Source organism: Alkalicoccus saliphilus, assembly GCF_003044065.1.
GTDB lineage: Bacteria > Bacillota > Bacilli > Bacillales > Salisediminibacteriaceae > Alkalicoccus > Alkalicoccus saliphilus.
In genome coordinates this window covers 13,497-38,256 of record NZ_PZJJ01000025.1, presented here as the reverse complement: position 1 = coordinate 38,256, position 24,760 = coordinate 13,497, and the positions used below count along the sequence as shown (strand labels likewise).

The following is a 24,760-nucleotide window of genomic DNA, read 5'->3' as shown; positions in this document are numbered from 1 at the left end:
AGCAGCGGGAGGTTGCCGGAAATGCCGAAGGATGCTATTCGAAAATCAAAAAAACGTGAAGAAATTTTAGCTGCCGCAGAAACATTATTTCTCAGTAAAGGCGTGCGTTCCATTACGGTGGAAGAAATAACGCGTGAAGCTGAAGTCAGTAAAGCGACATATTATAAATATTTTTCAGATAAGCAGGACCTGATCAAACATGTTCTTGAAAAATTATTTAAGAAAAATCTACACAAACTGGAGAATATCGTGGAAATAGGAAAACGGGATAAACTCACCTATGAATCTTTTATGAGTGTCTTTGACCTGGATGAGTACGAAGAAATATTCCAATCGGACTTTATTAAAGAACTGCAGACAGACTATCCGGAAATGGTCGCTCTTTATACGCAGTGGGTTATGGAAAGGCGTCTGCCCAAATATCAGGAATTAATGCGCATGGCTAAGGTGGACGGACTGATTAGAATGGATATTGACACAGACTTTTTGATTCAGTATACCGTAGCTATGCGGCAGGCGATGATAAGTTCACTTCATGGCTCTCCTTATTACGATAAGAAAGTGGATCTGAAAGAGTTTTTAAGGCAGTTTTATGATTTATATTTGAATGGCGTCGTTAACAAGTAAGTCAATCAAAATTTGGAGCAGGAGAAAAGACTTCATTACCCGCCGTTTTTTTCTCATGATCTTGGGCAGTATAATTTAATAATTTCTGGATGATGAGGGGGATTTACAATGAACTGCCTGTAGTTCACTCCCGGCTGTACTGACCCTACACATGAGGATAACATCAGTCGTAAGCTTATAAGCAGCGGAAAAGAGGAGGAAACACCCAATGAACAAAAAGGAAGAACAGGTCCAGCAGATCATCGAAGAGACCGTGGAAATTAACGGCCCGTCCGGTTACGCGGTGCTGGATGAGTATGTAAATAATAAATCCATCGTCCTGCTCGGAGAAAGTTCCCACGGGATGTCGGAATACTTTACGGATAAAATCGGGCTGATACGCTACCTTCATGAAAAACATGACTTTAACATGCTGGCTCTTGAAAACAGTTTTATGGAAACGGCACTGTCCGAGCCTTTTTACAAAGACAAATCAATACAGGAACGGCTTCAGGACTGCTTTTTGGATATTTACCATACGAAAGAAATGCAGCCGCTGTTTACCGAAGCATGGACGGAGTCTTTAACCGTTGCAGGGATCGATCCTCAGCCGGCGTACACCCCACTGTCTGAAATGCTGAGGGACTGGATGGAAACATCTGTGGACGAAGAAACCGCTGAAGCGTTTCACCACTGTGAAAAATTATTTTTTGAAATTGATGACGTCATCCGCCAGAGTGGGAGAGCCTCGAAGCAGCTGAAAGACCGGATGGGACAGGTCGCTGAAAGATACGAAGTAATGCAGAAGCTGGTGGAAAAGCAGAAAGATCAAATTGAAAAGGAAAATCTCCCCGAGATGTATACACTTCTGTCCCGTGGCATCGAGAACCGTATCCACTGGCTGCGTCTGAGTCAGAAAAAGGCTCTCAGTTCCGGAGTGGACCGAAGTTTTCGAATGTTTGAAAATCTGAAGTGGCTGAAAGAAACGCACAAGCCGGGAGCGAAAATCATCGTCTGGGCCCATAACTTTCATGTGCGGAAAAATCAGCCCGCCGCAGCAAAACTGCTCGGTGTGAAATCCCTCGGTCACTGGGTGGAGGAGCATTATGGAAAGGAGAGTTTGACCGTTGGCTATTATGCCGGAAGCGGAACGTATGCCTCCCAGCTGAGAGAAGAAAAAACAGTGAAAATTCCTGGTGGCAGGCACATGGAAGCAGCTCTTATGAAAAAGGGAGGAGAAAAGCTTTTCCTGCCGGTTCGAAAAGATGAAACTTCTTCATGGCAGCGGACAAAGTGGCGCTTTCTGGAGTCGGGTATAACCGAGCTCGGCCCGGAAACATTGAAGCCGGAAAGTGCGTACGATGCGCTGATGTTTATCAGGCATGTTCAGGCTCCCGATTATTTTGAGCAGTAAAAAGAGCGGCGGGAGTTTGAACTGTCAGGGTATGAGCATGCGGTGCTGTCACAAGAGGATATTAGACGCCTGACTTATCAAAGAAAGACATATTGTCTCTTTGAACGTATCGGGGAAATTTATAGATCACCCGGTACAGAGAAACAAGCAATGAACTTTAATTGCAGCCAAAAGCCTCCAATCCGGATTCGGGGGCTTTTTTTAATATTTATGTTAAAAGCGGGATTGTTTCCGGCAGGTGAGAAGTACTGCTCCGATGCAGACAGTTATTACACCGGCAGCTGTCCACAAAATGCCTTTCCAGTTCAATGGAATGTCCCGGCTTCCTTCCGGCAGGAGAGAAGCTTCTCCTTTGTAGTATTTGTACAGCTCATCAAGCACCGGAGTAGGTACTGCCCCGGGCCGGACTAACGCAAAATATTCGTCGGTAATATGCTTCAATTCATCAGGAGCCGCCTCCAGGTGGCCGAATGAAACCTGAACTACTTGAAGTTTTACAACCTTTTTTAAATAGAATACTAAAAGCGGTTCAGGGAGCCATTCCAGCATATGGGAGACAGAAGCCGGAGTCATTTTAACATTAACGGCACGTAAAGCACGAAGAGCTTCTCTTATTCCTCTGATTGTTAAAACCCTTGCGTCCCGCGTATTGGCATAACGGTTTAAATCGGTACCCGCGGCATAGACAGCCGGAGGAAAAGCAGGGGCGACAAACGCCGCGTGGCATTTCAGCCAGTCCTCCATATCCTTTCGTATCTGTACACGATACCCGCTCATTGATTCGAGAATGTCTGCAGTTTCGCACGTCCTTTCCGTAACGGATCCATCAGGTTCTCCTACTGGAATCGTCCATTTCTTTTTTTCGTTCACAGGCAGCATCCGCATCACGTGGCCTTTCCGGTGCCCTCCCGGAAGTGGGAAACCAATCATCACACGGCTTTTGCCGAGAGCCTCCGTCAGCCTATTTGGCCCTTCAGCATTATTCATCATAAATAAATAAGTCGGAATGTTTTTATTAGCAGCAAGAGCCGGCAGTATATCAATCACCTGGTTTTTCCGCATTGGAATAATCACCAGATCGTAGTAATCGTCTGTTTTCAGGCTTTCAACGATGTTTACGTGAGTCACTGTCTGCTCTCCGGTCGAGCTGTTTTCCGTAACCACTCCGTGCTCCTTCAGCTCTTCCAGTCTCTTCCCGCGGGCCAGCAGAGAAACATCGTGTCCCGCTCTCGTCAGTTTTTCTGAAAACAAAGTTCCAAACGGACCGGCACCGTAGATTAAAATTTTCTTTTTCATTTGTGGATCACTCCTTTATACGTTTGATACAAACAGTGCGGAAATTCACATGAGCAGGAAAAGGGCAGATAAACTTGGCAGCCGGAAGGGGAGTGGAAATCCAGTACGGTCATTTCGTGATAAAATAGGGAGTAAATGAATGGGAGCATCATGACGCATAATTTAAGAAGATTAATGAGTTAAACAACGAAGGAGGGGTTTAAATGCGATCTGTCTACGGCACGTTTACAAAAGAAAACTGGACCATTGAATACACGATTCACGGAGAAGGAATTCCGCTGCTGATGTTTCACGGAGGACATTCCAGCTGTTTTGAGGAAGCAGGCTATCAGCCGCTTATCGACAGCGGTTTTTCTGTAATTACCCCGTCACGCGCAGGTTATGGCGGAACGTCGGCTTCCATCGTCCGCACCTTGCAGGAGGCATGCCGTGCCTACGAAGCACTGCTGCAGCATCTGAAAGTTGGCAGGGTCCATGTCGTGGCTGCGTCCGCAGGCGGGCCAACGGGAATTGCATTTTCAGCGGCATTTCCGGAACTTGTCCGTTCGCTTACCCTTCAGTCGGCGGTGACTAAAGAATGGCTGAAACCGGAAGACAGAACATATAAGGCTGCACGCATATTGTTTCATCCTAAAACAGAAAAGTATACTTGGCAGCTGATTGCTTCCTTAAGCAGCTTGTTCCCACGCTTTATGCTGAAACAGATGTTTTCTTCTTTCAGTCTGTTGACATACGCGGAAGCGTCGGACCGTATCGGCCGGGGCGACCATCTGATTCTCTCATCTATGAACCGGCGCCAGCGATCCGGAGAAGGATTTCTCATAGATTTGGAGCAGACGAAGATGATTACTGTGGAGCAGCTCGAAGCCATTTCCAGTCCGGTGCTTATTATGCACAGCCGTTTTGACAGCTCCGTCCCGGTGGAACATGCACAGCACGCCGCTTCCCACATACCACATACCGCTGTTGAGCTTCTCGATTCGTGGGGGCACATTATCTGGCTCGGAGATAGGGCGGAGGAGGTCGATGAAAAGCTGCTTGCTTTTTTAAAGGATCATGAACAGAAGCTTTGAATAATAATAAACACATCGTTAAAACGAAAGGTTATTTTGCAGAATACTAGGAACTGTTTTTTAACTAATGAGGGGCAGGGGCAACGGCCTGTCTGCAGGAAAAATGAAGGCGGTTCCGATGGTGGATTTAGCAGGGGAGGACAGTTCAGCCGCTGTCACTGCCAAAGAAGTCTCTGAAAGACTGAATGATCATATCGCGGTTAAGGGCTGCTATCGACGTGGTAAGTGGAATACCTTTAGGACAGACACGCACACAGTTCTGCGCATTGCTGCATCCCTGCAGGCCGCCGAGTTCCATAAGGGCATGAAGCCGCTCGGCTTTGTTCATTGCCCCTGTAGGGTGCGCGTTAAAAAGACGTGGCTGGGTAGCTGGGGCGGGTCCGATAAAATTGGAGCGGTCATTTACGTTCGGGCAGGCTTCCTGGCACACGCCGCACGTCATGCATTTGGAGAGTTCATACGCCCATGCGCGTTTTTTCTCTGACATTCTCGGCCCTGGTCCGAGGTCATGTATACCATCAATAGGAATCCATGCTTTTAACTTCTTGAGGGAGGCAAACATACTGGAGCGGTCTACAACAAGGTCCCGCACAACAGGGTAGGTTCTCATCGGTTCCAGCTTAATAGGCTGGTCGAGTTTGTCCACGAGAGCAGTGCATGACTGCCGCGCTGTCCCGTTAATCATCATGGAACAAGCTCCGCAGACTTCTTCAAGGCAGCTCATATCCCACGCTACCGGAGTCGTCTTATTACCCTCAGCATCCACAGGGTAAGTGCGGATTGCCATTAAAGCAGTGATCACGTTCATACTCGGGCGATAGTCCACTTCAAACGTCTGCATGTACGGCTTACTGTCCGGATCATCCTGTCTTTCGATGATAAAACGCACCTTTTTATTCTCTGCCATTTGAAGCCCCTCCTTATTTTCTAAGAATTAAGCGCTTCCATTATATTACACTTTGATTGTACCATGACTTTCCTGGAGTCTTTCTAATTAAATTTTTCACCTGCACGGGTTCATGTGTCATTAAATGACGTACAGCAGCGAGGAAGTCGGCGCGCAGATATATATGAAAACAGAATAATAATTTAAAAAGCTGCACCGATAACGTGGTGCAGCTCTAATGGAAGGAGGGGAGCATTTTAGAGACAGTATTTATAATATGGCCGACATATTAACCCTGAAAAATTATTTGTTCTCTCTAAAGTTTTTCTCCATCGAGCGTGCCACCTGAGACGAAGAAGGGTTCTTTTCTTTATACAGCTGGTGAATAATATTCTCATAATCCTCTGTATGACGATTTTGACTAAGTTTGTAGGCAGCTTGAATGTCGTGAACTTTAATTTTAAATCCGACAATTCCTTTCAGCTGATTTTCAAGTAACTCAGTAGACAAATTCTCCCATAAAACTGGATTTTCACGCTGTTTTTCGAATTTTTCCAGCAGCTTGGCCAGGTCTTTTTTCAATTCTTCTTCGTTTAGAAGGGTGGCTGTACCGTAAATATGTACGGCCTGGTAGTTCCAGGTCGGGACATTTTCCTTTTCATACCAGGAAGAAGATATATAAGCGTGCGGACCCTGGAACATCACCAGTACTTCCTCATTCGCTTCGAGTGTTTTCCATTGAGGGTTTCCATAAGCCGCGTGTCCTGTTACAAAATACGACTCCTCTTCTTTTACCAGCTGCAGCGGCAGATGCGTGGCGATCGGCTTTCCCTGATCGGTAGTGACCACCGTGCCAAAAGAGTGCTGCTCGACAAAGTCCAAAATCTCATCCGTATTTTCGACTTTAAAATATTTCGGAATATACATCTGATCCTCCTCTTAAAATACTATTCGATTGATTTTTTCATAATGAGGTCGATCTGTTCCTCCTCTCCCATGTAAAAAGAGTGCGAGCCTGACTGAACAAATCCTTTTTTCTCATAAAAGCGGATCGCCCGGTCATTTTTTTCCCACACTCCTAGCCATATTGTACGTTTTCTGAACTCCTCAGCCATGCCGATGGCTTTATTTAATAGATATTTGCCGAGACCGAGCTGTTGAAACTTATTTCTCACGTAAATTCTCTCAATCTCCAAAGATTCAGCGCCCATTTCTTCCGACTGGGCCTCGTCCGTATTCACTTTTAAATAGCCGGCGATCTCACTATCAGCATAAACGAAAAAGAAATGACTTCCGCTGTGGGCCAGTTCTTTTTTCAGCTGGCCGGGATGAAATGCCCTATCGAGATACTGATTCATACTTTCTACAGAGTTTTGATGCACAAACGTTTCCCAAAACGTTTCCCGGCTGATTTTCTCGAGTTCTGATACATCATCCAGCGTACATTTTTTTAACATTACAGACATACCAACAGCTCCTTTTTGAAAGCTCAATAAGTTCTTTTGTTTACTTTTTTTACATACTCCCAGTCCTTTTCGATGTTTTTTCTTGTCCGCTGAAGAAGGTGGAACAAGGTATCTGCTTCCTCTTTCGAAAATCCCTCCAACGCCTTACTGTTGGAAAAATCGTTTTCTCTAATAATCATTGGATAAACCTTCTTTCCTTTTTCAGTTGGGAGGAGCTTTTTAATTTTCCGGTTATGCGGATCTTCCTGCTTTTCAATAAAACCATTCATTTCCAGCTTTTGTACGGAGCGGGCGGTGGTCGTACGGTCCACTTTTATCATTTCGGCTAACTTGTCCTGGATAATCCCTGGATTTTCACAGATTCGTACGAGGTACAAATATTGACCTTTTGTAAGGTCGAACTCTTTAAACTCAATGTTACTGATAGAGTCGAGAGCTCTTGCTATCATGCCTATTTCGCGGAGTATGTTTGTCATCATTGACTCCTTTCTGAATTATTCAGCTTCTGGCTTAAATATAAATGTTTTTTGTTGCATTTGCAACAAAAAAGAAAATTTTTTCTATAAAAAAATCCCGCCTTATGAAAAGGCGGGATGCAGCTTTTATTAAATTACAGACGGCTGTCCTGAAGCAGCCGTTCGATTTCCTCTTTATGGCCGGTTTCATCGGTAATAAAGTCTTCGAGTTTAACGACCAATTCGGTCAGATTCAGGTCATCAGCCTGCTTTTTGCGTGTTTCATACCGTTCAATCGTTGCGATTTCTGCTTCTTTTGCCTGTTCGAGCAGATCCCGTACTTCAGTTACCTGTTCAACTTTCGCCGGTGTCGTTGTCGGCGTGCCGCCGAGCGTCTTAATTTTTTCGGATAAATAGAGAGCGTGGGTGCTTTCATCCGCAACCTCGCTTTCGAAAAACGGTTTCAGCACCGAACGGAAAAGTCCGGAGACTACTGAAGCGTTATACGTGTACATAATAATCGCGGCGTATTCGTTCGCCAGATCCTCATTTAAACCATCAATTAGTTCCTGCATTTTTTGATCCATAACGTCTATCCCTTCCTTTCTAGTTATAACTGCCTACATATTATGCTTTCCACAATATAGAAAGGTTAAACCTTTTATAGAAGAATAAATTTCATAAACAATTTTTCGGAAGAGATAATTCGTCGATAAGGTAATTGTAATATATCACCTGAAATAATATTCTGGCTGCGAAAATGATTGTGATAAAAGCTTTCTTCGAGCCAGGTGAAAAGAAACGATTCAGGAGGTCTTAGAAATTAAGCAGTGATGAAATTGAGTCAACACTACGGAACAATAGGGTTCAGGATGGTCCTGACCCTTTTGTTAATGCAGTTTCTTTCTTTGTTGCCTTATCCAATAATCAACAGCCATAAATAAAGTCCTGTCAGCGTAATAAACAATGTTGGAATCGTAATGACGATCCCCACTTTAAAGTAGTAGCCCCAGCTGATTTTTACGCCTTTCAAAGCGAGTACATGGAGCCAGAGAAGCGTAGCGAGGGAACCGATTGGCGTAATCTTCGGACCGAGGTCGGATCCGATAATATTCGCATAAATGAAAGCCTGTTCCATCGTGCCGGTTAACGCTGCATCGTTAATGGCAAGTGCATTGATCATCACCGTCGGCATATTGTTCATAACGGAGGAAAGAAAGGCAGCAATGAAGCCCATCGATATCGTACCGATAAACAGTCCCTGATCCCCGGCATTATGGAAGACCCCTGCGAGCACATCCGTCAGTCCGACGTTTCGGAGTCCGAATACGACAACATACATTCCGATCGAGAAGACGACAATCCCCCATGGGGCACCTTTCATTACTTTCGTCGTATCGACTGCATGGCTGCGGCTCGCCATAATCAGGAAGAACCCGGCAATCGACAGAGCCACAAAGGAAACAGGGAACGTCATGGATTCCCCTGTAACCGGGTTACTGATATAGATGAATTCACTGATAAAATAGCCGGCGAGGAGCACACCGAGAACAGCCCAGGACAGACGGAACATTTTGTGATCCTTAATAACCTCTGCCGGTTTCGGAAGCATTGACATGTCGTACGATTTAGGTATGTCTTTACGGAAATAAATATAAAGCACGAGAATACTTGCAAAAAGAGCAAAAAAGTTCGGTACGATCATGACAGAAGCATACTCAATAAACCCGATGCCGAAAAAGTCGGCAGATACAATGTTCACGAGGTTACTGACAATCAGCGGGAGGGACGTGGAATCAGCGATAAACCCGCTTGCCATAATAAACGGAAGAATCATCGCATCCTTGAAATTCAGTGCCCGTACCATCGCGAGAACGATCGGAGTTAAAATAAGTGCCGCACCGTCATTAGCAAAGAAAGCTGCGACAACCGCTCCTAAAAGAGAAACAAAAACAAACATTTTCACGCCGTTTCCTTTGGCAACGCGTGCCATATGTAAAGCTGCCCATTCAAAAAAGCCGATTTCATCCAGGATGAGAGAGATAATAATGATACCGATAAACGTTAATGTCGCGTTCCACACAATACCCGTTACTTCACCAACGTCCGCAAAATTAACGACTCCTGCAAGGAGTGCGAGTACGGCACCGATGCTCGCCGACCAGCCGATACCAATATTTTTCGGCTGCCTGATCACTAAGTATAATGTAAAAAGAAAAATAATCACTGCCAGTGAAATAGATAGCATAAAACTTCCTCCAGTCTAATAAACGGGTGCGGTCAAAACGAATTTTTCCGTTTTGACCGCGGTGGATAATGGTTATTTAATTAATGTTTTCAGACGTTCCAGACCTTTTACCTTATCTGCCTGCCACGGGATGATACACGTTTTCCGGGAGTAGGATTCCTGTACTTCGCGGATCCACTTTCTTTCCGCATGGGCCCGTCCCGAAAGAATCGGGTCTGTCGTACCGGTTTCGTGATAGCTCTGGTTGATGATCCACCAGGCCGGTTCGATCTGTGCCCGGCGGAGATCTTCCTGCAGACGGCCTGCTTCATAGACCGGGGTTGCTTCCGGCAGCGTGACGAGGCTGATAAACGTTTCTTCCGGATTTCTGAGGCGGGGCAGCAGCTGTTTGACCGATTCCGGCAGATCACCCTGTGTGCGTTCGACTTCCCGGTGATAGGACTGGGCAGCATCCAGGAGAAGCAGCGTGTGTCCTGTCGGTGCGGTGTCGATAACGACAAAAGCATCTTTTGCCTGATCCACAGTTTCTGCAAATGCCCGGAAGACAGCAATTTCTTCTGTACACGGAGATTCAAGATCTTCCTTAATATAAGCAAGCTCCTCTTCTGTCAGGTCTTCACCGACGTTTTCGAGCACCTGCGCTTTGTACTTCTCGACTTCTTTTTTTGGATCGATGCGGCTCACGGTTAAAAGATTATCTCCGCTGTCTGAATCCATTACAAGATCCACGTGTGCCGCCGGATCAGTCGTCGTGAGCAGGACGCGGTGCCCGCGGTCCGTAAGCCCGGCCGCGACAGCCGCAGCAACGGTCGTTTTGCCGACGCCGCCTTTCCCCATCGTCATGAAAACTCCCTGTTTTTTAGCTGACAGGTCGTCGATCATCTCACTGATGGAAGGAAGCTTGATCGGCTCTGTTTCCGGGATCTCTTCTATCATCTCCAGTGCCTCCGGATCAAACAAATCACGGAGTGCCTGAAAGCCTGTAAGGTTGTAGGGAACAAGCGGAAGATGATACGTCGGTTTGTCGCCAAAATAGGCCGGAATGGACTGCAGGGCTTCCTGCTGCATCGCTTCCAGCTGGATCGCTGTTTGATCATCAGAAGAGCGTTCAAATACTCCGTTTACGACAAGCATCTGATTGCGGATGCCGATTTCTTCAAGTTCTTCCGCTGCTTTTCCTGCTTCGATCAATGTCGAGTCATCCGGACGGGCGACAAGGACGAGTTTTGTACGCTCCGGATTGGCAAGAGCTTCCACCGTCTTCTGATATAGCGCTTTTTTGTCTGCAAGACCTGCCAGCGGTCCGAGGCAGGAAACGCCGTTGTCGTTTGTTTCAAGAAAATCGCTCCACGCGTTTGGCAGCTGCAGAAGCCGCAGCGTATGGCCGGTCGGTGCTGTATCAAAGAGTATATGATCGAATTCCGAGGTTGTGTCTTCATCGGTCAGAAGGGTTGAAAACTCATCGAACGCTGCGATTTCCACAGTACAGGCACCGGAAAGCTGCTCCTCCATACTGTCCAGTGCAGCCTTAGGAAGCGTATTGCGGTAGGGATCAATTATTTTATTACGGTACGAAGCGGCAGCCTCCTCAGGATCGAGATTGGCAGCGTAAAGGTTTTTCACCCCGGGGACGGGGGCCGGTTTATTGGCAAGTGTCGTACCAAACACGTCCTGCAGGTTTGAAGCCGGATCAGTGCTTACAATAAGTACTTTCTTTCCCTGGTCCGCAAGGGATACTGCCGTCGCGCAGGCAGCTGATGTTTTGCCGACTCCGCCTTTTCCTGTAAAAAATAAATAGTTTGTATCGACAAAATCACCGATCATTAATTGTTTCATTGTATGGGGCCTCCTTCATTATCTGAACAAAATTTCTTTTTAAATGAAGTTAAACGTAATTTAACTTCGCAGACAGCAGGAAGGATAGGGGTTGTTAATACCGCTCCCGCTTTCATCCTGCCGCAGGCTGCTCTGGGAATCTCCTTGGTGGCCCGGTTAAAACGGAGTTGGACGTAATAACAGCAGAGAACTCTGCCAAAGCCTTATAAAATGGAAAATTATTCTTTAAAAATCTGATGAAGAATTTTATTTATTAAAAGAAATATTCAACGTTTTCTTTGGTGTTTTCAACTTTTCCCGCAGCTTATCGTCTTCGATATCGAACCAGGAGGCAAATTCAGACACGGTTGGGTAGCGCCCGCTGAATGTCAGTTTGCCGTCTGCAGCGACCGCCGGCAGACTCTCGACTCCGTCATTTTCCATCAGTTTGACTACTTCAGAATTTGTAGAGAAGGGCATAGGCTCCTGCGCGAGATTGTAGCGTTTAACGTCGTAACCCATGCTGTTCAAAACAGACACAAGTCTCGCTATCTTTGTCAGTTCCGGATTGACATCCGTCCCGCATACACCTGTCGGGCAGCAGAGAGCAGGATCGAAAATTTCAACTTTTTTAATCATAAGATGGTGCCTCCTTTAAAATCATTCATTTTACTAATACAGCCTTAAGGAAAATAGAAGCAGAATCAGCTTTTCTCGAGAAATCGAATTTCTGTAATTTCAATAGAGCAGCGTGTTCGGAGGCCGCTGGCCGTGATCTCATCCACCTGCTCTTTGGCAGAAGGGAGGTTTTGAAGTATCTGTACGAGCTGGTCGTAATGCGCATATTCTTTGTTAAGCTTGTAAATCTGCCACTGATCATGCTTGTGGGACGTGATCATACCAGTCTGCTTCAGTTTTCTCAGGCTCTGGCTGACAGCGGGCTGACTGCTGTCGAGCAGCGTTTCAAGATCACAGACGCAGAGGCCTGCCTCATATAAAAAACGCAGTGTATGAAGACGTTTTTCGTCTCCGAGCATTTTGTGCATCGCTGCATAGGAAGAAAGATCAGGATTCTTCATTCCCTCACCTCATTATCGTATATAATAAATCAAGTATATAATCGTTTTGTTATATAATCAACCGTTGATAAAAAACACTTGAATTTGTTTTTAACGAGCTTTTTGGAAAGCTGCGTGTTGTGCAGATGATTTAGGTATATACTGGGAAGCAGGAGAACTGTTGTTACACAGCTTGTTGGAAAATTATATCGAATCGTGAGGTGTTTTATTATGTCGATCACGTTCCAGCGTCTTAAGAGCACCAGCAGGGGGTTAAAGCAGGTGAGGGAGCTGAACGAACTTTATGCGGAAGCATTTGATGAAAAAGAAATGTATCTTGAAAATAAGCCGTCGGATGAGTATGTTCTGAAGCAGCTGGCTAAAAAAGACATCATCGTATGTACTGCTTTATCCGGTGAACAGGTAGTTGCCGGACTGACGGCATATGTGATGGACAAGCTCGAGAGGGAAACGTGCGAAATTTATATTTACGATCTCGCTGTGGACGCAAAATTCCGCCGAAAGAAAATTGCCACGCACCTGCTGGAGTTTCTTATTAAAGAAGCTCAAAAACTTGAAGCCTCCGCCGTGTTTATTCAGGCAGAAGCGGAGGACGAGCCGGCCGTTGCTCTGTATGAGTCGATGGGGGAGCGGGAAGTGGCATATCACTACGATATTTATATTAAAGAAAAGTGGTAAAACATGAAAATTTATAAGTAGCGACCTCAATTTTTACGTACTTGATATAGTAATTTTCCAATCTTTTTGTTACTTTATTTTGAAATAAAACCACTATTAAGCTAATTTATGTATAATAATGTTATACATAAATTAGTAGAGTTATAGGGGGTATTACTTTGAAGCAAGTACCATTTATTTACGAGGTGAACTGTTTCTACTACGATATCGAAGACTTCGAGGTGAAGGGAAAGACAGTCACTGCAGAACTCATTTTTGAAATCGAGCATTTTCATTGTGTTTATTATAAGGGAGTATATACATTAATTCATACGCCATCAGGATACCCTATCAAAGATTATCATAGCAAAGAAATACTTCAAGTTATCGCTACATACTTTTTAGAAGTAATGGATTGGTCTCTTCCCAAAGCACCCGCTCTAGTTCTGGAATGTGAAAATCTTAAAATATTTTTAGGTGAGGTTGTGGGAGCTGCGCTTGACGGACAAAAGCCTCCTGTTTTAAAAGAAAAACTAAACTATCAAATTATCTTCCTTAATTATCCTGAAATTCGTAGCAGGTGGGGTGAATTCGAACAAGCTTGGGAACATCTGAACAACCTGGAAGGTCTTGAGAATATTAAACAACAAGTTAAGCAATTAATTCAACAATTAAGAGGTCAACTAATTAATACAGGTAAGGTAAAAAATGTGACACAGTCTATGCATATGCTTTTTACAGGCCCCCCAGGGACAGGAAAAACGGAAGTCGCCCGTATAATTTCAAAAATATTTTATTCTCTAGGTATAATTGAACAGGATGAAGTTCACGAACATGACCCTTCTACATTAGTAAGTTCTAATATTGGCAGGACTGAAGAACAGACACGTCAAGCTATGGATAAAGCAAGAGGAGGTGTCTTTTTTGTAGATGAAGCTTATGCTCTTTTTCGTGAAGGAAAAGATTTCGGAAAAGAAGCTATAGATGTAATGGTGAAATACATGGAGGATTATCGGGATGATATTGTAGTGATACTCGCTGGCTATACTAGCGACATGGAATATTTTCTAACAAATGCGAACCCTGGACTTAGGTCGAGGATTCGATTCACATTTACTTTTCAAAATTATACACCTGAGCAGCTTGGTAATATAGTAGTTCGCATTCTATTGAGTAATCATTACAATATTGATAAGAACGTTCCTATAGCTTTGCAAAAAGCAATGGTGCATATGGCTGAGCAGGGGGCAGTTTATGGTAATGCCCGTGCTGCGCGTTCTTTAGCCGAAGATATTATTGACCAATTAAATATTCGAATTGGAAAAGAATTCGGGAAAGTAGATACTCTCCTTATTGTGGCTGAAGATGTTAACAATGCTACTGGGGCAAATTTTCATCCGAATGAACAAGAAGGAATGAAAGGAATTCAAGAGAAAGCTCTTAAGGATATCCATAGTTTAATTGGACTTAAAGAAATAAAGGAACAAGTTGAGGAGTTGATAAAATATGTAGAAGTGGAAAAACTTCACTTTGAACATGGGCTTTCGTTAGAAAAACCTAGGTTACATATGACTTTTGAAGGGCCTCCTGGAACTGGGAAGACAACCGTAGCTCGTATATTAGGAGAATTTTTCAGATCTTCCGGCTTGTTATCTACAGGACAATTTATTGAAGCAAATCGCTCTGATTTTGTTGCCGAATATCAAGGTCAAACAGCCAAAAAAACTCAGGGAATCTTTAACAAAGCTAAAGGAGGTATACTTTTCATCGATGAAGCATATTCTTTGTATAGGGGTTACCGGGATACCTTTGGATTAGAAGCTGTTGATATTATTATTTCAGAAATGGAAAATATGCGAGAAGATCTTGTAGTTATTTTAGCCGGCTATACAGAAGATATGAACCATTTAATGAAAGCAAATGCAGGGTTTGAATCTCGTATTAGTCGGCGTTTCAATTTCTCAGATTATTCCAAGGAAGACATTATAAATATGGTTAAGTTACTTTTGAAGAAAAACAATCTATACTTTTCATCTGCAAAGGATGATATAATCGAAGAACTTTTTTCAGAAGTTTCTACCTTCTCTGGAAACGGCAGGTGGGCTAGTAATTTTGTTGGAGAAGTGCAAAAGGCCCAATTTTCTCGCATTAGTGATGAATCGAAAAACACAACCGTGAATAAGGAAATGCTTACCAAAATAATTGCAAGCGATTTGAAAAAGGCATTTCGAAACATACAATTAAGCCATACTTCAATTAGAACGGATTAAATAATTACTCTGAAATTTTGAACAGGATAATAACTTTTAAGCTAATATAAATGGTTTAATACGAATTCTTAAATGAAATCATTTAGATTTAAAGAGTAAAATCAGAAACAGTTAGTAAGTAGTATTTAAAATAGTTAAACAAATTACAAAATTTCATTTAGGAACGGAAATTATATTTTGTAAGCATATCTAATGTTTTTACGGAATATTTAAATTTTTATTTTTCATGAAAGATTTAATGATTTTATGAAGAAAGATAGTGATTTTTTAATTAAAACACAATTGAATCAATATTTTCCTTCTTTACCTAATTATTAAAATAAGTATTAAAAAGGAGGTAATAAATGAAAGTATTAATCAACGTTTTAGGCTTCTTAGAAAAAATAACTTTAATTACTGCGTTTCTGATAGGATTTGGATTCATTATATGGGCCTTTGGTCAAGCACTGGTTTGGATAGCATTTTTATTCGGTTTTGAACATCAATACACGGCAGCAATTTTAAGTGAACTTCATTTTATAAATGCTATTCTTTTTACATTCTTACTAATGATCTATTGGTTTGAATCTAGAATTGACCCTACAAGTGAAAATAAAGGATATTTTGTTGTCATTATAGTCTTCTGGACCTGGCTATTTATGATACTTGGATTCAGTCCATTGCTATCACTTTTGGGTATAGTGATAGGTCTATTAATCAGTCAACTTAACATCGATTCTAAGGCTGTAATAGGGGGCATTTTTCTCTTTATTGTTTCAATGGGTTACAAATTGTGGAGTAGTGAGCTCACAACAGGGCTGTTCTCATTTTTGCAAGCTATCACAAATGTTGAAATAATCCGAGGAAATATAATTGGTATGCCTATTATTACAATTGTTGTAGGATATTTTATTGTAGGATATTTAAGTCGCTCTCTTGCAATCCAAGAAGTCACAGCTGAAAAAGAGGAAGTGAAATTAAAACAAAGCCATAATGATTCTTCAGTAACTTCTTTAAAGGAAACGGCGCAAGAAGTGAGAGAACCTCAACATCTAGAGGGGACACGAGAATCGACGGGACATTCAGTAGTACGAGACTCTTCTAAAGAACGAACATCAAGAGATATGAGAACCTCAACAGAAAAAAAGAACGTACCCAATCGTCTTTTTGCTTCATAGAATAATTTAATGCACATAATACGCTAGCATTTAATGTTTAAAGAACTAAATTTAAATACCGATAATAGGGGAACTGCCTCTTTATATTGAGGATGTAGTGAGTTGCTGGATGCTTCCAGGCTGAATGGAAAGTTACGAAACAGCCGGTAACGCATTCAGAAAAAAACTGATGAAGCAAGCATTATGTTAGTCAGTCGTTTAACCCTTACGGTAGTATACGGAGTTTAATTATGATAAAGCTTTATCCACTTATATTAAAAGTTTATTAATATATGCACATAAAAAAACGCAGCGGGTAATTTTCATTTCCGCTGTGTTTTTTTCTATTCGCCAGCACTGTGTGTTTACTTCAAAGAACTGTGGAGCCAGGAGACACCTGCAAATAACAGCGAGTCGAGCTTCATTTTTTCTTCATATATAGTAACAACAGTCGTCGTATCTACAGGGTTCTGCCGTTCGGCCCGTCCTTGAAAAGCTCTTCTTCGTTTTTCACTGCATAAAAATTTAACTCCTTGAACCGGTTAACAGGCGAATGTGCCTTATACATCTGCCCCTCCAGTGCAAAATACAGCGTATTCCCGATTTTTGCTTCCGAAGCGCTGCCGATTTCCCGGTCGTTTCTGTAAATAAGAAAATCAGCCGCGTAGACTGAATTTTTCACTTTATTCTGTGCCTTTAACTGATAAGTAAGCTCCTCAGCCACACTTTTAATTTGGATATGCTGCACAGCTCTTCTCGTTACATGCCGGCCGATAGTATGCAGAAAAAAATTGTCGCTGTATCTGTTCATCTTTCCGAATACTATTTTATTGGAGTCATAAACAGCAAATTTCTTTACTGAACTCGTATATTTAGGTGGAGCAAATGATATTTTAATACGGACAACTCCTTTCTGAAGATGACAGACAAAATAGTCTGACCAAGAGGCTGGGGTTCTTTACCACTCAAAAAAGAACTTCAGTGACATCGTTATCGCTGAGTAGATGACCACCGCACCGGCAAATGTCGGGAAGTGGGTTTCTTCATCGCTCGGCAGTTCATGTTTAAATACGTTAAAAATCATTGCTCCGGAAACGAAAGCGAAAATAATAGATTTAATGAGCGGTGCGAGGTTCGTCGTTAAAGCGAAAATCCACCCTGCCACAATTCCTGCACCCAGCACGTACCGGCCGTATTTATTGTATTTCTCCGGAAACTCCCGCCACAGATCGTGGGCTACTGCAATAAAGTGCAGGCCGATCGCAAATGTGTAGAAGACAGCCTGAATCCCGGATACGCCGAGCGACAGTACAACGTAAGAAACGAGCGCATTGTAGAGAGCATAAAAAACCACCGCCGACCAGAAGGAGGATAAGTGGGAAACATAGTTCTGGCGGATCAGAATCTGAATGCCGAGAAATACAACGACACCGAGGAGTCCGACAAAATATATTTCCGATTCCATCGTTAAATGCAAATAGGGATCTTCAATGTTCATTTGTTCTCGGTGCAGTGTAGGAAGCAGATAAACAAAAATATAAGAAACGGCCAGACCTCCGGAAAAAGAAAACCATTTTTTGCGCTGTACTTTTCCGGAGGGAATAAAAGCATTGGCCAGGAAATGAATTGCGATGAATACGAGTCCGACGATATAAGGAATAATTGTTGTCATCGTAAAAATCCTTTCGATAGTCAAGTGGATGATTGGAAGCTGAAATGCTGACTGCCTTTATCTTATAGTTTACCAGTGAAGCAGCAGAAAGAACATGAGAGGAGTGTGCCGTTAAAAGAAGGTTTTATATTTATTTCCGGGCACTCGAATATTAATCTGAGACCGACTGCAGCTTTTCCATACTTATATCGGCCGGAGTGAAGCTTTCCAACACTAAAAAGAGCGGCTTTATCGGATCCTTACTGAGAAAAAAGTTATTTTTAAGCAATTAACAACTATTTCCTACAGTTAATTATCTGATTAATCAGATAATTAACTGAAATATAGAGTACTATAGAAGTATATATACTGACAAAGGAAAAGATCCGGCTGCAGAACTGGGGAGAAAGCTGGAAACAGGAGGTCTCTTATGTATTTAAAGATAATCCGAAATGACCTTGTAAAAAATAAACTCGTTTCGCTGACGACGATGATGTTTGTCGCTGTCGCAGCTATGCTTGTGTCTCTCACGGCGATACTCGTTGTAAATCTAACCGGAGCGATTGATACGCTGATGACAAAGGCAGAGACTCCCCATTTTATGCAGATGCATTCGGGTGAAATTGATACCGGGCGGCTCATATCTTTCGCAGAAGAAAACGGCCGGGTCGAGGAATTCCAGGTGCTTGAATTTTTGAACGTGGAAGGTGCGGAGATAGTATTAAATGAAACATCTCTTGTAGATAACGTTCAGGACAACGGTTTTTCCGTTCAGAGCGAAAAATTCGATTTTCTTCTGGATCTGGATGGCAATGTAATAGAGGCAAACGACGGCGGACTGTATGTGCCAATATCTTATATGAAAGATGATACGGCAGAGGTTGGAGATGCAGTGGAGGTGAGCGGACAGGAATTTACTGTAGCGGGATTTCTTCGGGATTCGCAGATGAATTCTACACTCTCTTCCTCAAAGAGGTTTCTTGTCAGTGAAAATGATTTTGCAGAAATAAAGAATAACGGAAGTATGGAATATTTGATTGAGTTCCGATTAGATGATCTATCAGAACTTGGGGAGTTTGAATCGGACTATGTATCGGCCGGCATTGAAGCAAACGGACCGACCATAACGTACCCGCTTTTCCGGACGATTAATGCAATTTCCGACGGAATGATGATTGCCGTTATTTTTTTAATAAGTATACTCGTCGTTGCTATTTCCTTTTTGTGTATAAGATTTACGCTGCTTGCTAAAATTGAAGGTGATTACCGTGAAATAGGAGTTATGAAAGCATTAGGTCTGCGTATTTCGGATATAAAGAAGATCTATCTTGCCAAATATACAGCAGTTGCGGCAGCGGGATGTATCCTTGGACTGGCTTTTGCATTTATTTTTAAAGGCATGCTTCTTGAAAATATCAGGCTTCACATGGAAGAATCGTAAATGAGCTGCAGCTTTCGAAGTTCAATGGAACAGGGATGGATAAAAGGGTGGAAATAGTAACAGGAAGAATGCTCGAGTGGGGGGTGTAACCGGGGAAGGTTTAGGACTCTAATACAGGAGGGTTTTATTGACTTATTATCAGTTGACGTGTAAAGTGATAGTCAGGAAAGGGCGTGAGTGCTTTTGAAGAAACATACCCTCGGCTCACTGATCTGGCTGCGGATCACCCGCTTTACCCAGCAGAGCAATCTGCTCTCCAATGATTTTTTAAAGTCGTTCGATATTACCGTGGCGCAGTTTGATGTGCTGAATCAAATCTCCACTTACCAGCCGGTAACCCAGAACGGACTGGCGGAAAAAGTCACGGTGTCAGAAGGCGGAATTTCACGTATGCTCGCGAGGCTGGAAAAGGAAGGGTATATTCAGCGGAAGCAGGACTGGAAAACGAAATGGATTACGCTCACTGCGGAAGGAGAGAAGAAAATGGAGGAAGTTTTTGAGCATCAGCTCGCTTTTCAAACGACTCTTGTTAACGAATGCCTGACCGGAGAAGAGCAGAAAACACTCTATAACCTGATGACAAAGCTGCAGAAAAATACGGAGAATAAAACAAGAAATTAAAAACTGCCTATAAAAGAGCCGGTTTTTAATTTTTTCATCATCACTTGATTAGTAAAATGAAGGAGGCTGTATTATGTATACTATTCCAGGGCATCATCACATTTCTATGATTACAAAAAGTGCACAGGAAAATAATCACTTTTACCGGGACGTGCTCGGCATGCGCCGTGTTAAAGTAACGGTTAATCAGGACGATCCATCCATGTATCACTTGTTTTACGGAGATAAAACCGGAAGCCCGGGGACAGAGCTCTCCTTTTTTGAAATTCCACCGGTCGGAAAAACACACCGTGGCACGAACGCGATTACGAGAATTGGTCTGCTCGTTCCTTCCGAAGAAAGTCTTCATTACTGGAAGAAGCGGCTGGATGAAAAAGAGGTATTCCATGATGAAATCAGTACGTACGCCGGTCGTCCGGCGCTGAAACTGGAAGATGAGGAAGGGCTGCGTCTCGTTCTGATCGCTGCAGGGGGAGAAAAAGTGAAGCACTGGGCAGCGTGGGAAAAATCAGATGTACCAGCAGAACATCAGATTCAGGGGATGGGTCCTGTGGAGATGACGGTTAAAAGAACAGATAAACTGGCAGATACGCTGACCGGCATGTTTGGATATACGGAAGTAAGTCAGACGGGTGATGAAGCGGTGTATCAATCTGTCGAAGGCGAAGCATTCGGAGAAATCGTCGTAAAATACGAGGATGGTCCTTCGGAAAAACCGGGCCGCGGCAGTATACACCACCTTGCCATCCGCGTTAAAAACGAAGAGGAACTCGCCTACTGGGAGGACGAGGTGAAGAAAAAAGGCTTCCAAAACTCAGGCATCGTCGACCGCTTTTATTTTAAAAGCCTTTATTTCCGGGAATCAAACGGGATTCTGTTTGAAATCGCCACCGATGGGCCGGGCTTCACCATTGATGGGGACGTAGAGAGCCTTGGCGAGCAGCTGGACCTGCCGCCGTTCCTCGAAGACCGCAGGAAGGAAATTGAAGCAAAGCTGGCACCGATTGAATAGAAATCAGGAAAGAGAAACAGTTCACACTTTTTTTATAGATTCAGACGAAGTATGACTCTGCTCATACTTTCTAGTCTCTCTAAGTCTTCTTTTGGAAGCTATCCTACTGCAAAGTATCGCTGACCAGTAGAGCCGTACGACGAATAAAAGACGTCGTACGGCTTTTAATTTCCTTTAGAAATAAGGATAACCTTCCGTGGAGAAGGTGGGGTAATTGTTCCCTTTAAAGCAGGGCCTTGTGCTGGTTTAATGTATAAGCGCCTCCTTTTTATACCTTAATCAATTTATGTTTATAAAGCGTACTAATAGAAACAAGCAGGAAAGCGGGTATTTTTTTCGGGAACAGCTTTTTAGAATACAGCTTCCTGTAAGCAGTTTTTAAATCGTCCCATTGTGTACACTTTTTCTGCTGGTTAAATCTTGCGGGGTCAATAATTTTCACTTGGCCATCAGGAGTAAGAATGAGATTGTGAAGGTGGATATCCGATGGGTTCATCTTCCGGTGCCTTACCTCCTGGAGGGCTTTATCGACTTCTGTTATAAAACTTTCTCTTATAGGGGCCCCGCCCGTGAGGCATTGAAAAAAAGTCCTTCCTTCAATGTAGTCAACAACTATATAATTGACTCCTGCATCGTGCAGTACTGGAAAATGAGGGATTTCATGCAGCTTCCTGTATATATCGGCTTCTTCCTCCGCAATATGATGGAAGTCCGGGTAGTACACTTTTAGTACCCGTCCAGTGCCGTTAATTCGAAAAGCACAGGCGCTTCTTCCCGTACCTATATGAGAAAGCCGCCGATCCGATGAAACGAGTACAAAACGGTTTCCTTTTTTCCTATAGTATACACGCTCCGCAAGTTCCTTATGGCTTTTCATCTTATCTTCTGCCGCTCCTCTTTTTATTATATATACCCTTTATTTATCCGGAAGATATTAGTCTCCATAAATATACAGAGCTTTTCCGTCAAATCACATAATCTTTTTATTGTATTCCCAGCAAAGCAGCCGTTTTCAGAAACGAAAGAAAAAACCATCAAAAGAAAAGTTGACAGAATATTTAATCCATTGTACATTATACGAAAGCGCTTTCGGTAATTTCTCGTTAATTACTCCTCCTACATAATGTTTTATGAATTTCATCCTGGTGCAGATAGCCTCAAGGTTCCATCTGCAATCTTGTGAAACTACGGGATTTTATTGATATACAAGGTTTTATTACATTTTTCTTTAAAATTTTATAATGTCTTTAAACAAGATTCTTCAAAAACAAAGACTTTTTTCTGTAGTTTTACGAAATCGATTTAGTTTTTGGGGGGAGACATAGTTTACTATACAGTGGAGGTGATTTGAAGAAGAGGTCACGGTGCTAATTTAAAGAAAATAATTCATCAGAATTGTGGAAGGAGAATGTTATGAAGAAAACAATGTTCAGTACAGTACTTATATCAGCCCTTGCGGTACCGTTCACTGCGGGAGCTGAGGAGCATGAGCCCAACTGGCAGATGACTTGGCAGGATGAATTTGAGGGGAATCAGCTTGATACATCCAAATGGCGTATAGACATCGGTAATGGATTTTATGACGGAGACGAATGGATTGAAGGGTGGGGGAACAATGAGCTGCAGTCCTATCAGGAAGATAACGTCCGGGTGGAAGACGGAAAGCTGATTTTAGAAGCCCGCGAGGAATCAGTCGGTGACGATAAAGGGGAGTATGATTATACTTCCGGCAAAGTACTGACAGATGAATCGTTCAGTCAGGCCTACGGCCGTTTTGAAGCAAGTATGAAGCTTCCGGAAGGGCAGGGTTACTGGCCGGCATTCTGGATGATGCCGCAGGACGATATTTACGGCGGCTGGGCTGCATCCGGGGAAATCGACATTATGGAAAACCGGGGCTCAGAAACCGATAAAGTCGGTGCAGCGATACACTATGGAGATCTATGGCCTCAAAATACTTACAGTGAAGAAGTTTATCAATTCCCGGAAGGGCAGTCCACGACCGATTTCAATGAATATGCCATCGAATGGGAACCCGGCGAAATCCGCTGGTATGTCAACGATGAGCTTTATTCCACGAAAACAGAATGGGGTACGAAATACGGAGAGTACCCAGCACCGTTTGATCAGGAATTTCACATGATTCTAAACCTTGCTGTCGGCGGATGGTACGGTGGAGAACCAGACGAAACAACGGAATTCCCGGGACAGGTGGAAGTGGATTACGTCCGCGTATATGAAGATGCCGACGCTGAGCATCCACCGCCAGGGGAATGGATAGACCCGGATGAAAACGGAGAGCCGGAAGATGATGGACCTCCTCCAGTAGACGAAACGAAAAACTGGGAAGAAATCGGGGAAAACCTGATTGAAGACGGCACGTTTGATACGACGACGGAATTCGGTGATGAAAATGACAGCCTGGTCTGGAACGTGTTCAACATGGCTGACCATGATCCGAATGGCGGGACCGCTGACTTTTCGATTGTAGATAACAAGCTGCAGGCCACAGTCAATCAGGTCGGATGGAACTGGTATCATATTCAGCTGATGCAGGATGTTTCGGTACCGGCAGGCACGTATAAACTGGAATTCGACATGCGCTCAGATGAAGAGCGGACGATCCGCACAGAGCTTACCGGAGCCGGATACCGCCAGATTGAATTTGAAGTAAATGAGGAAATGGAAACGTACGAAACATACATCGACGTGGCCCAGCCGGGTGATTATTCACTCCTTTTCGGATTAGGTAAAGGCGTCGATGATCCGGAGCTGGACGTTCCGTATGACATGCATATCGACAATGTCCGGCTTGTTGAAGTCGGTATTGACGGAGAATCGACCGGACCGGAAGACCCGAATGATTCAGACAACTGGGTCGAATCAGGAGATAACCTGATCGAGGACGGCACGTTCGATACGACCACAGAATTCGGTGACGAAAATGACGGTCTTGTCTGGAACGTATTTAACATGGGAAATTATGAGCAGTATGCAGGAGCAGCCGACTTTTCTATCGTGAATAATGAACTGAAGGCAACGGTCAACCAGGAAGGCTGGGAGTGGTGGCACATTCAGTTTATGCAGGATGTCATGGTTCCGGAAGGTATTTATAAAATTGGCTTTGATATGCGTTCCGAGGAAGAGAGGGATGTGCGCGTAGAGTTAACCGGGTCCGGTACCGGCATTCATACATTCGATGTCGGAAATGACATGCAATCGTACGAAACGTATGTGAATGTGGTGAATCCTGGAGAATTTACCTTGATGTTTGGTCTTGGGCGGGATGGTGACGACCCGGAACTCGATGTTCCTTATGACATTCATCTTGACAATGTAAGAATTGTTGAAGTGGAAAAAGGAAACGACGAGGGTCAGGAAGAAGATGTGGACGAGCCCGTGAGCGGACAACCTTCCCATCCTGGAAAAGGAGCTCCGTTTAAGGAAGATGAAGACGGTAATCTTTACCTGGAAACAGGCAATGGTGAAAAAATCAGCATTCCTGCAGGGAAAGGGAACTCTCACGCTGAAAATCCCGGGAGGGGTAATAAGCCCGATCATGCCGGTAGAGGAAATAACAACTAAAAATCCTCCGAAGGAAATACTTTAACAAATATAAAAAATCGGTCATGAC

At 43.4% G+C, this 24,760-nt stretch carries 22 protein-coding genes and 1 pseudogene; 10 read left to right on the top strand and 13 right to left on the bottom strand.

Translation table 11 applies throughout. The features are described 5' to 3' along the window. Nucleotides 1–21 precede the first annotated feature (21 nt). Together C6Y45_RS13315 and C6Y45_RS13310 are read left to right on the top strand one after the other, a co-directional pair. Entirely contained in the window at nucleotides 22–627 is a 606-nt protein-coding gene (locus C6Y45_RS13315; protein ID WP_107585723.1) for a TetR/AcrR family transcriptional regulator, read from the top strand. 208 nt (nucleotides 628–835) lie between these two features. Beyond that, nucleotides 836–2,020, top strand: a complete 1,185-nt coding sequence (locus tag C6Y45_RS13310; protein ID WP_107585722.1) for an erythromycin esterase family protein — start codon at nucleotides 836–838, stop codon at nucleotides 2,018–2,020. 213 nt (nucleotides 2,021–2,233) lie between these two features. Here C6Y45_RS13310 and C6Y45_RS13305 read toward each other — a convergent pair whose 3' ends face one another. Beyond that, a complete protein-coding gene (locus C6Y45_RS13305; protein ID WP_107585721.1) occupies nucleotides 2,234–3,316 on the bottom strand; it encodes a ketopantoate reductase family protein in 1,083 nt (360 codons plus the stop codon). Between the two features lie 203 nt (nucleotides 3,317–3,519). Here C6Y45_RS13305 and C6Y45_RS13300 point away from each other — a divergent pair, with 203 nt between their 5' ends. Beyond that, on the top strand, nucleotides 3,520–4,389 hold the full coding sequence (locus tag C6Y45_RS13300; RefSeq protein ID WP_107585720.1) for an alpha/beta fold hydrolase: 870 nt from the start codon (nucleotides 3,520–3,522) through the stop codon (nucleotides 4,387–4,389). A gap of 145 nt (nucleotides 4,390–4,534) precedes the next feature. Here the strand turns inward: C6Y45_RS13300 and sdhB are convergent, their stop codons facing one another. From sdhB to C6Y45_RS13255, 9 genes are all read right to left on the bottom strand, one after another. Then, complete coding sequence (gene sdhB, locus C6Y45_RS13295; protein WP_107585719.1) at nucleotides 4,535–5,296, bottom strand: succinate dehydrogenase iron-sulfur subunit; 762 nt, start codon at nucleotides 5,294–5,296, stop codon at nucleotides 4,535–4,537. A 282-nt stretch (nucleotides 5,297–5,578) separates the two neighbouring features. Further along, entirely contained in the window at nucleotides 5,579–6,202 is a 624-nt protein-coding gene (locus tag C6Y45_RS13290; RefSeq protein ID WP_107585718.1) for an FMN-binding negative transcriptional regulator, read from the bottom strand. A 20-nt stretch (nucleotides 6,203–6,222) separates the two neighbouring features. Further along, nucleotides 6,223–6,741: a spermidine/spermine N(1)-acetyltransferase gene (gene paiA, locus C6Y45_RS13285; RefSeq protein WP_107585717.1), complete on the bottom strand. Its 519-nt coding sequence runs from the start codon at nucleotides 6,739–6,741 to the stop codon at nucleotides 6,223–6,225. A gap of 23 nt (nucleotides 6,742–6,764) precedes the next feature. Beyond that, nucleotides 6,765–7,217 (bottom strand): MarR family winged helix-turn-helix transcriptional regulator, encoded by a 453-nt coding sequence (locus C6Y45_RS13280; protein WP_107585716.1) that lies wholly within the window; start codon nucleotides 7,215–7,217, stop codon nucleotides 6,765–6,767. Between the two features lie 134 nt (nucleotides 7,218–7,351). Then, a complete protein-coding gene (locus tag C6Y45_RS13275) occupies nucleotides 7,352–7,783 on the bottom strand; it encodes a ferritin-like domain-containing protein (protein ID WP_107585715.1) in 432 nt (143 codons plus the stop codon). A gap of 329 nt (nucleotides 7,784–8,112) precedes the next feature. Further along, nucleotides 8,113–9,444, bottom strand: a complete 1,332-nt coding sequence (locus C6Y45_RS13270) for an arsenic transporter (protein ID WP_107585714.1) — start codon at nucleotides 9,442–9,444, stop codon at nucleotides 8,113–8,115. Between the two features lie 72 nt (nucleotides 9,445–9,516). Next, on the bottom strand, nucleotides 9,517–11,280 hold the full coding sequence (gene arsA / locus C6Y45_RS13265; RefSeq protein WP_107585713.1) for an arsenical pump-driving ATPase: 1,764 nt from the start codon (nucleotides 11,278–11,280) through the stop codon (nucleotides 9,517–9,519). Nucleotides 11,281–11,526: 246 nt separating this feature from the next. After that, entirely contained in the window at nucleotides 11,527–11,898 is a 372-nt protein-coding gene (gene arsD / locus C6Y45_RS13260; protein WP_107585712.1) for an arsenite efflux transporter metallochaperone ArsD, read from the bottom strand. Between the two features lie 65 nt (nucleotides 11,899–11,963). Then, entirely contained in the window at nucleotides 11,964–12,338 is a 375-nt protein-coding gene (locus tag C6Y45_RS13255) for an ArsR/SmtB family transcription factor (RefSeq protein ID WP_107585711.1), read from the bottom strand. 261 nt (nucleotides 12,339–12,599) lie between these two features. Between C6Y45_RS13255 and C6Y45_RS13250 the strand changes: the two genes are divergently transcribed. The 3 genes from C6Y45_RS13250 to C6Y45_RS13240 all read left to right on the top strand — a co-directional run bounded on the left by C6Y45_RS13250 (nucleotide 12,600) and on the right by C6Y45_RS13240 (nucleotide 16,422). Beyond that, nucleotides 12,600–13,016 (top strand): GNAT family N-acetyltransferase, encoded by a 417-nt coding sequence (locus C6Y45_RS13250; RefSeq protein WP_160058380.1) that lies wholly within the window; start codon nucleotides 12,600–12,602, stop codon nucleotides 13,014–13,016. A 158-nt stretch (nucleotides 13,017–13,174) separates the two neighbouring features. Beyond that, the gene (locus tag C6Y45_RS13245) at nucleotides 13,175–15,265 is read left to right on the top strand and encodes an AAA family ATPase (protein ID WP_107585709.1); all 2,091 of its coding nucleotides are present in this window, start codon (nucleotides 13,175–13,177) and stop codon (nucleotides 15,263–15,265) included. 344 nt (nucleotides 15,266–15,609) lie between these two features. Continuing rightward, nucleotides 15,610–16,422 carry a hypothetical protein gene (locus tag C6Y45_RS13240; RefSeq protein ID WP_107585708.1) on the top strand — a complete coding sequence of 271 codons (813 nt, stop codon included), beginning with the start codon at nucleotides 15,610–15,612 and terminating at the stop codon, nucleotides 16,420–16,422. A gap of 439 nt (nucleotides 16,423–16,861) precedes the next feature. Here C6Y45_RS13240 and C6Y45_RS13235 read toward each other — a convergent pair whose 3' ends face one another. Continuing rightward, nucleotides 16,862–17,293, bottom strand: coding sequence for a tubby C-terminal domain-like protein (locus tag C6Y45_RS13235; protein WP_425427870.1), 432 nt, complete (start codon nucleotides 17,291–17,293; stop codon nucleotides 16,862–16,864). A 66-nt stretch (nucleotides 17,294–17,359) separates the two neighbouring features. Next, nucleotides 17,360–18,073 (bottom strand): hypothetical protein, encoded by a 714-nt coding sequence (locus C6Y45_RS13230; protein WP_107585706.1) that lies wholly within the window; start codon nucleotides 18,071–18,073, stop codon nucleotides 17,360–17,362. A gap of 409 nt (nucleotides 18,074–18,482) precedes the next feature. On the opposite strand from C6Y45_RS13230, the pseudogene C6Y45_RS13225 reads away from it, so the two are divergent. From C6Y45_RS13225 to C6Y45_RS13215, 3 genes and pseudogenes are all read left to right on the top strand, one after another. Next, nucleotides 18,483–19,490 (top strand): annotated as a pseudogene (locus tag C6Y45_RS13225) (FtsX-like permease family protein); the annotation flags it as partial. A 186-nt stretch (nucleotides 19,491–19,676) separates the two neighbouring features. Then, complete coding sequence (locus C6Y45_RS13220; RefSeq protein ID WP_107585730.1) at nucleotides 19,677–20,114, top strand: MarR family winged helix-turn-helix transcriptional regulator; 438 nt, start codon at nucleotides 19,677–19,679, stop codon at nucleotides 20,112–20,114. Nucleotides 20,115–20,187: 73 nt separating this feature from the next. Beyond that, nucleotides 20,188–21,126 carry a ring-cleaving dioxygenase gene (locus C6Y45_RS13215; protein ID WP_107585704.1) on the top strand — a complete coding sequence of 313 codons (939 nt, stop codon included), beginning with the start codon at nucleotides 20,188–20,190 and terminating at the stop codon, nucleotides 21,124–21,126. A gap of 268 nt (nucleotides 21,127–21,394) precedes the next feature. Here the strand turns inward: C6Y45_RS13215 and C6Y45_RS13210 are convergent, their stop codons facing one another. Next, the gene (locus C6Y45_RS13210) at nucleotides 21,395–22,003 is read right to left on the bottom strand and encodes a serine/threonine protein kinase (RefSeq protein ID WP_107585703.1); all 609 of its coding nucleotides are present in this window, start codon (nucleotides 22,001–22,003) and stop codon (nucleotides 21,395–21,397) included. A gap of 536 nt (nucleotides 22,004–22,539) precedes the next feature. On the opposite strand from C6Y45_RS13210, the gene C6Y45_RS13205 reads away from it, so the two are divergent. Beyond that, the gene (locus C6Y45_RS13205) at nucleotides 22,540–24,711 is read left to right on the top strand and encodes a glycoside hydrolase family 16 protein (RefSeq protein ID WP_107585702.1); all 2,172 of its coding nucleotides are present in this window, start codon (nucleotides 22,540–22,542) and stop codon (nucleotides 24,709–24,711) included. Nucleotides 24,712–24,760 lie beyond the last annotated feature (49 nt).

Excerpts from the sequence above, each read along its gene's own strand:
- C6Y45_RS13230 (WP_107585706.1), bottom strand. The coding sequence starts at position 18,073 with ATGACAACAATTATTCCTTATATCGTCGGACTCGTATTCATCGCAATT.
- C6Y45_RS13275 (WP_107585715.1), bottom strand. The coding sequence starts at position 7,783 with ATGGATCAAAAAATGCAGGAACTAATTGATGGTTTAAATGAGGATCTG.
- C6Y45_RS13215 (WP_107585704.1), top strand. The coding sequence starts at position 20,188 with ATGTATACTATTCCAGGGCATCATCACATTTCTATGATTACAAAAAGT.
- C6Y45_RS13290 (WP_107585718.1), bottom strand. The coding sequence starts at position 6,202 with ATGTATATTCCGAAATATTTTAAAGTCGAAAATACGGATGAGATTTTG.
- arsA (WP_107585713.1), bottom strand. The coding sequence starts at position 11,280 with ATGAAACAATTAATGATCGGTGATTTTGTCGATACAAACTATTTATTT.
- C6Y45_RS13315 (WP_107585723.1), top strand. The coding sequence starts at position 22 with ATGCCGAAGGATGCTATTCGAAAATCAAAAAAACGTGAAGAAATTTTA.
- C6Y45_RS13210 (WP_107585703.1), bottom strand. The coding sequence starts at position 22,003 with ATGAAAAGCCATAAGGAACTTGCGGAGCGTGTATACTATAGGAAAAAA.
- C6Y45_RS13305 (WP_107585721.1), bottom strand. The coding sequence starts at position 3,316 with ATGAAAAAGAAAATTTTAATCTACGGTGCCGGTCCGTTTGGAACTTTG.
- C6Y45_RS13310 (WP_107585722.1), top strand. The coding sequence starts at position 836 with ATGAACAAAAAGGAAGAACAGGTCCAGCAGATCATCGAAGAGACCGTG.
- C6Y45_RS13240 (WP_107585708.1), top strand. The coding sequence starts at position 15,610 with ATGAAAGTATTAATCAACGTTTTAGGCTTCTTAGAAAAAATAACTTTA.
- C6Y45_RS13270 (WP_107585714.1), bottom strand. The coding sequence starts at position 9,444 with ATGCTATCTATTTCACTGGCAGTGATTATTTTTCTTTTTACATTATAC.
- C6Y45_RS13280 (WP_107585716.1), bottom strand. The coding sequence starts at position 7,217 with ATGACAAACATACTCCGCGAAATAGGCATGATAGCAAGAGCTCTCGAC.
- C6Y45_RS13300 (WP_107585720.1), top strand. The coding sequence starts at position 3,520 with ATGCGATCTGTCTACGGCACGTTTACAAAAGAAAACTGGACCATTGAA.
- arsD (WP_107585712.1), bottom strand. The coding sequence starts at position 11,898 with ATGATTAAAAAAGTTGAAATTTTCGATCCTGCTCTCTGCTGCCCGACA.
- paiA (WP_107585717.1), bottom strand. The coding sequence starts at position 6,741 with ATGTCTGTAATGTTAAAAAAATGTACGCTGGATGATGTATCAGAACTC.
- C6Y45_RS13205 (WP_107585702.1), top strand. The coding sequence starts at position 22,540 with ATGAAGAAAACAATGTTCAGTACAGTACTTATATCAGCCCTTGCGGTA.
- C6Y45_RS13255 (WP_107585711.1), bottom strand. The coding sequence starts at position 12,338 with ATGAAGAATCCTGATCTTTCTTCCTATGCAGCGATGCACAAAATGCTC.
- sdhB (WP_107585719.1), bottom strand. The coding sequence starts at position 5,296 with ATGGCAGAGAATAAAAAGGTGCGTTTTATCATCGAAAGACAGGATGAT.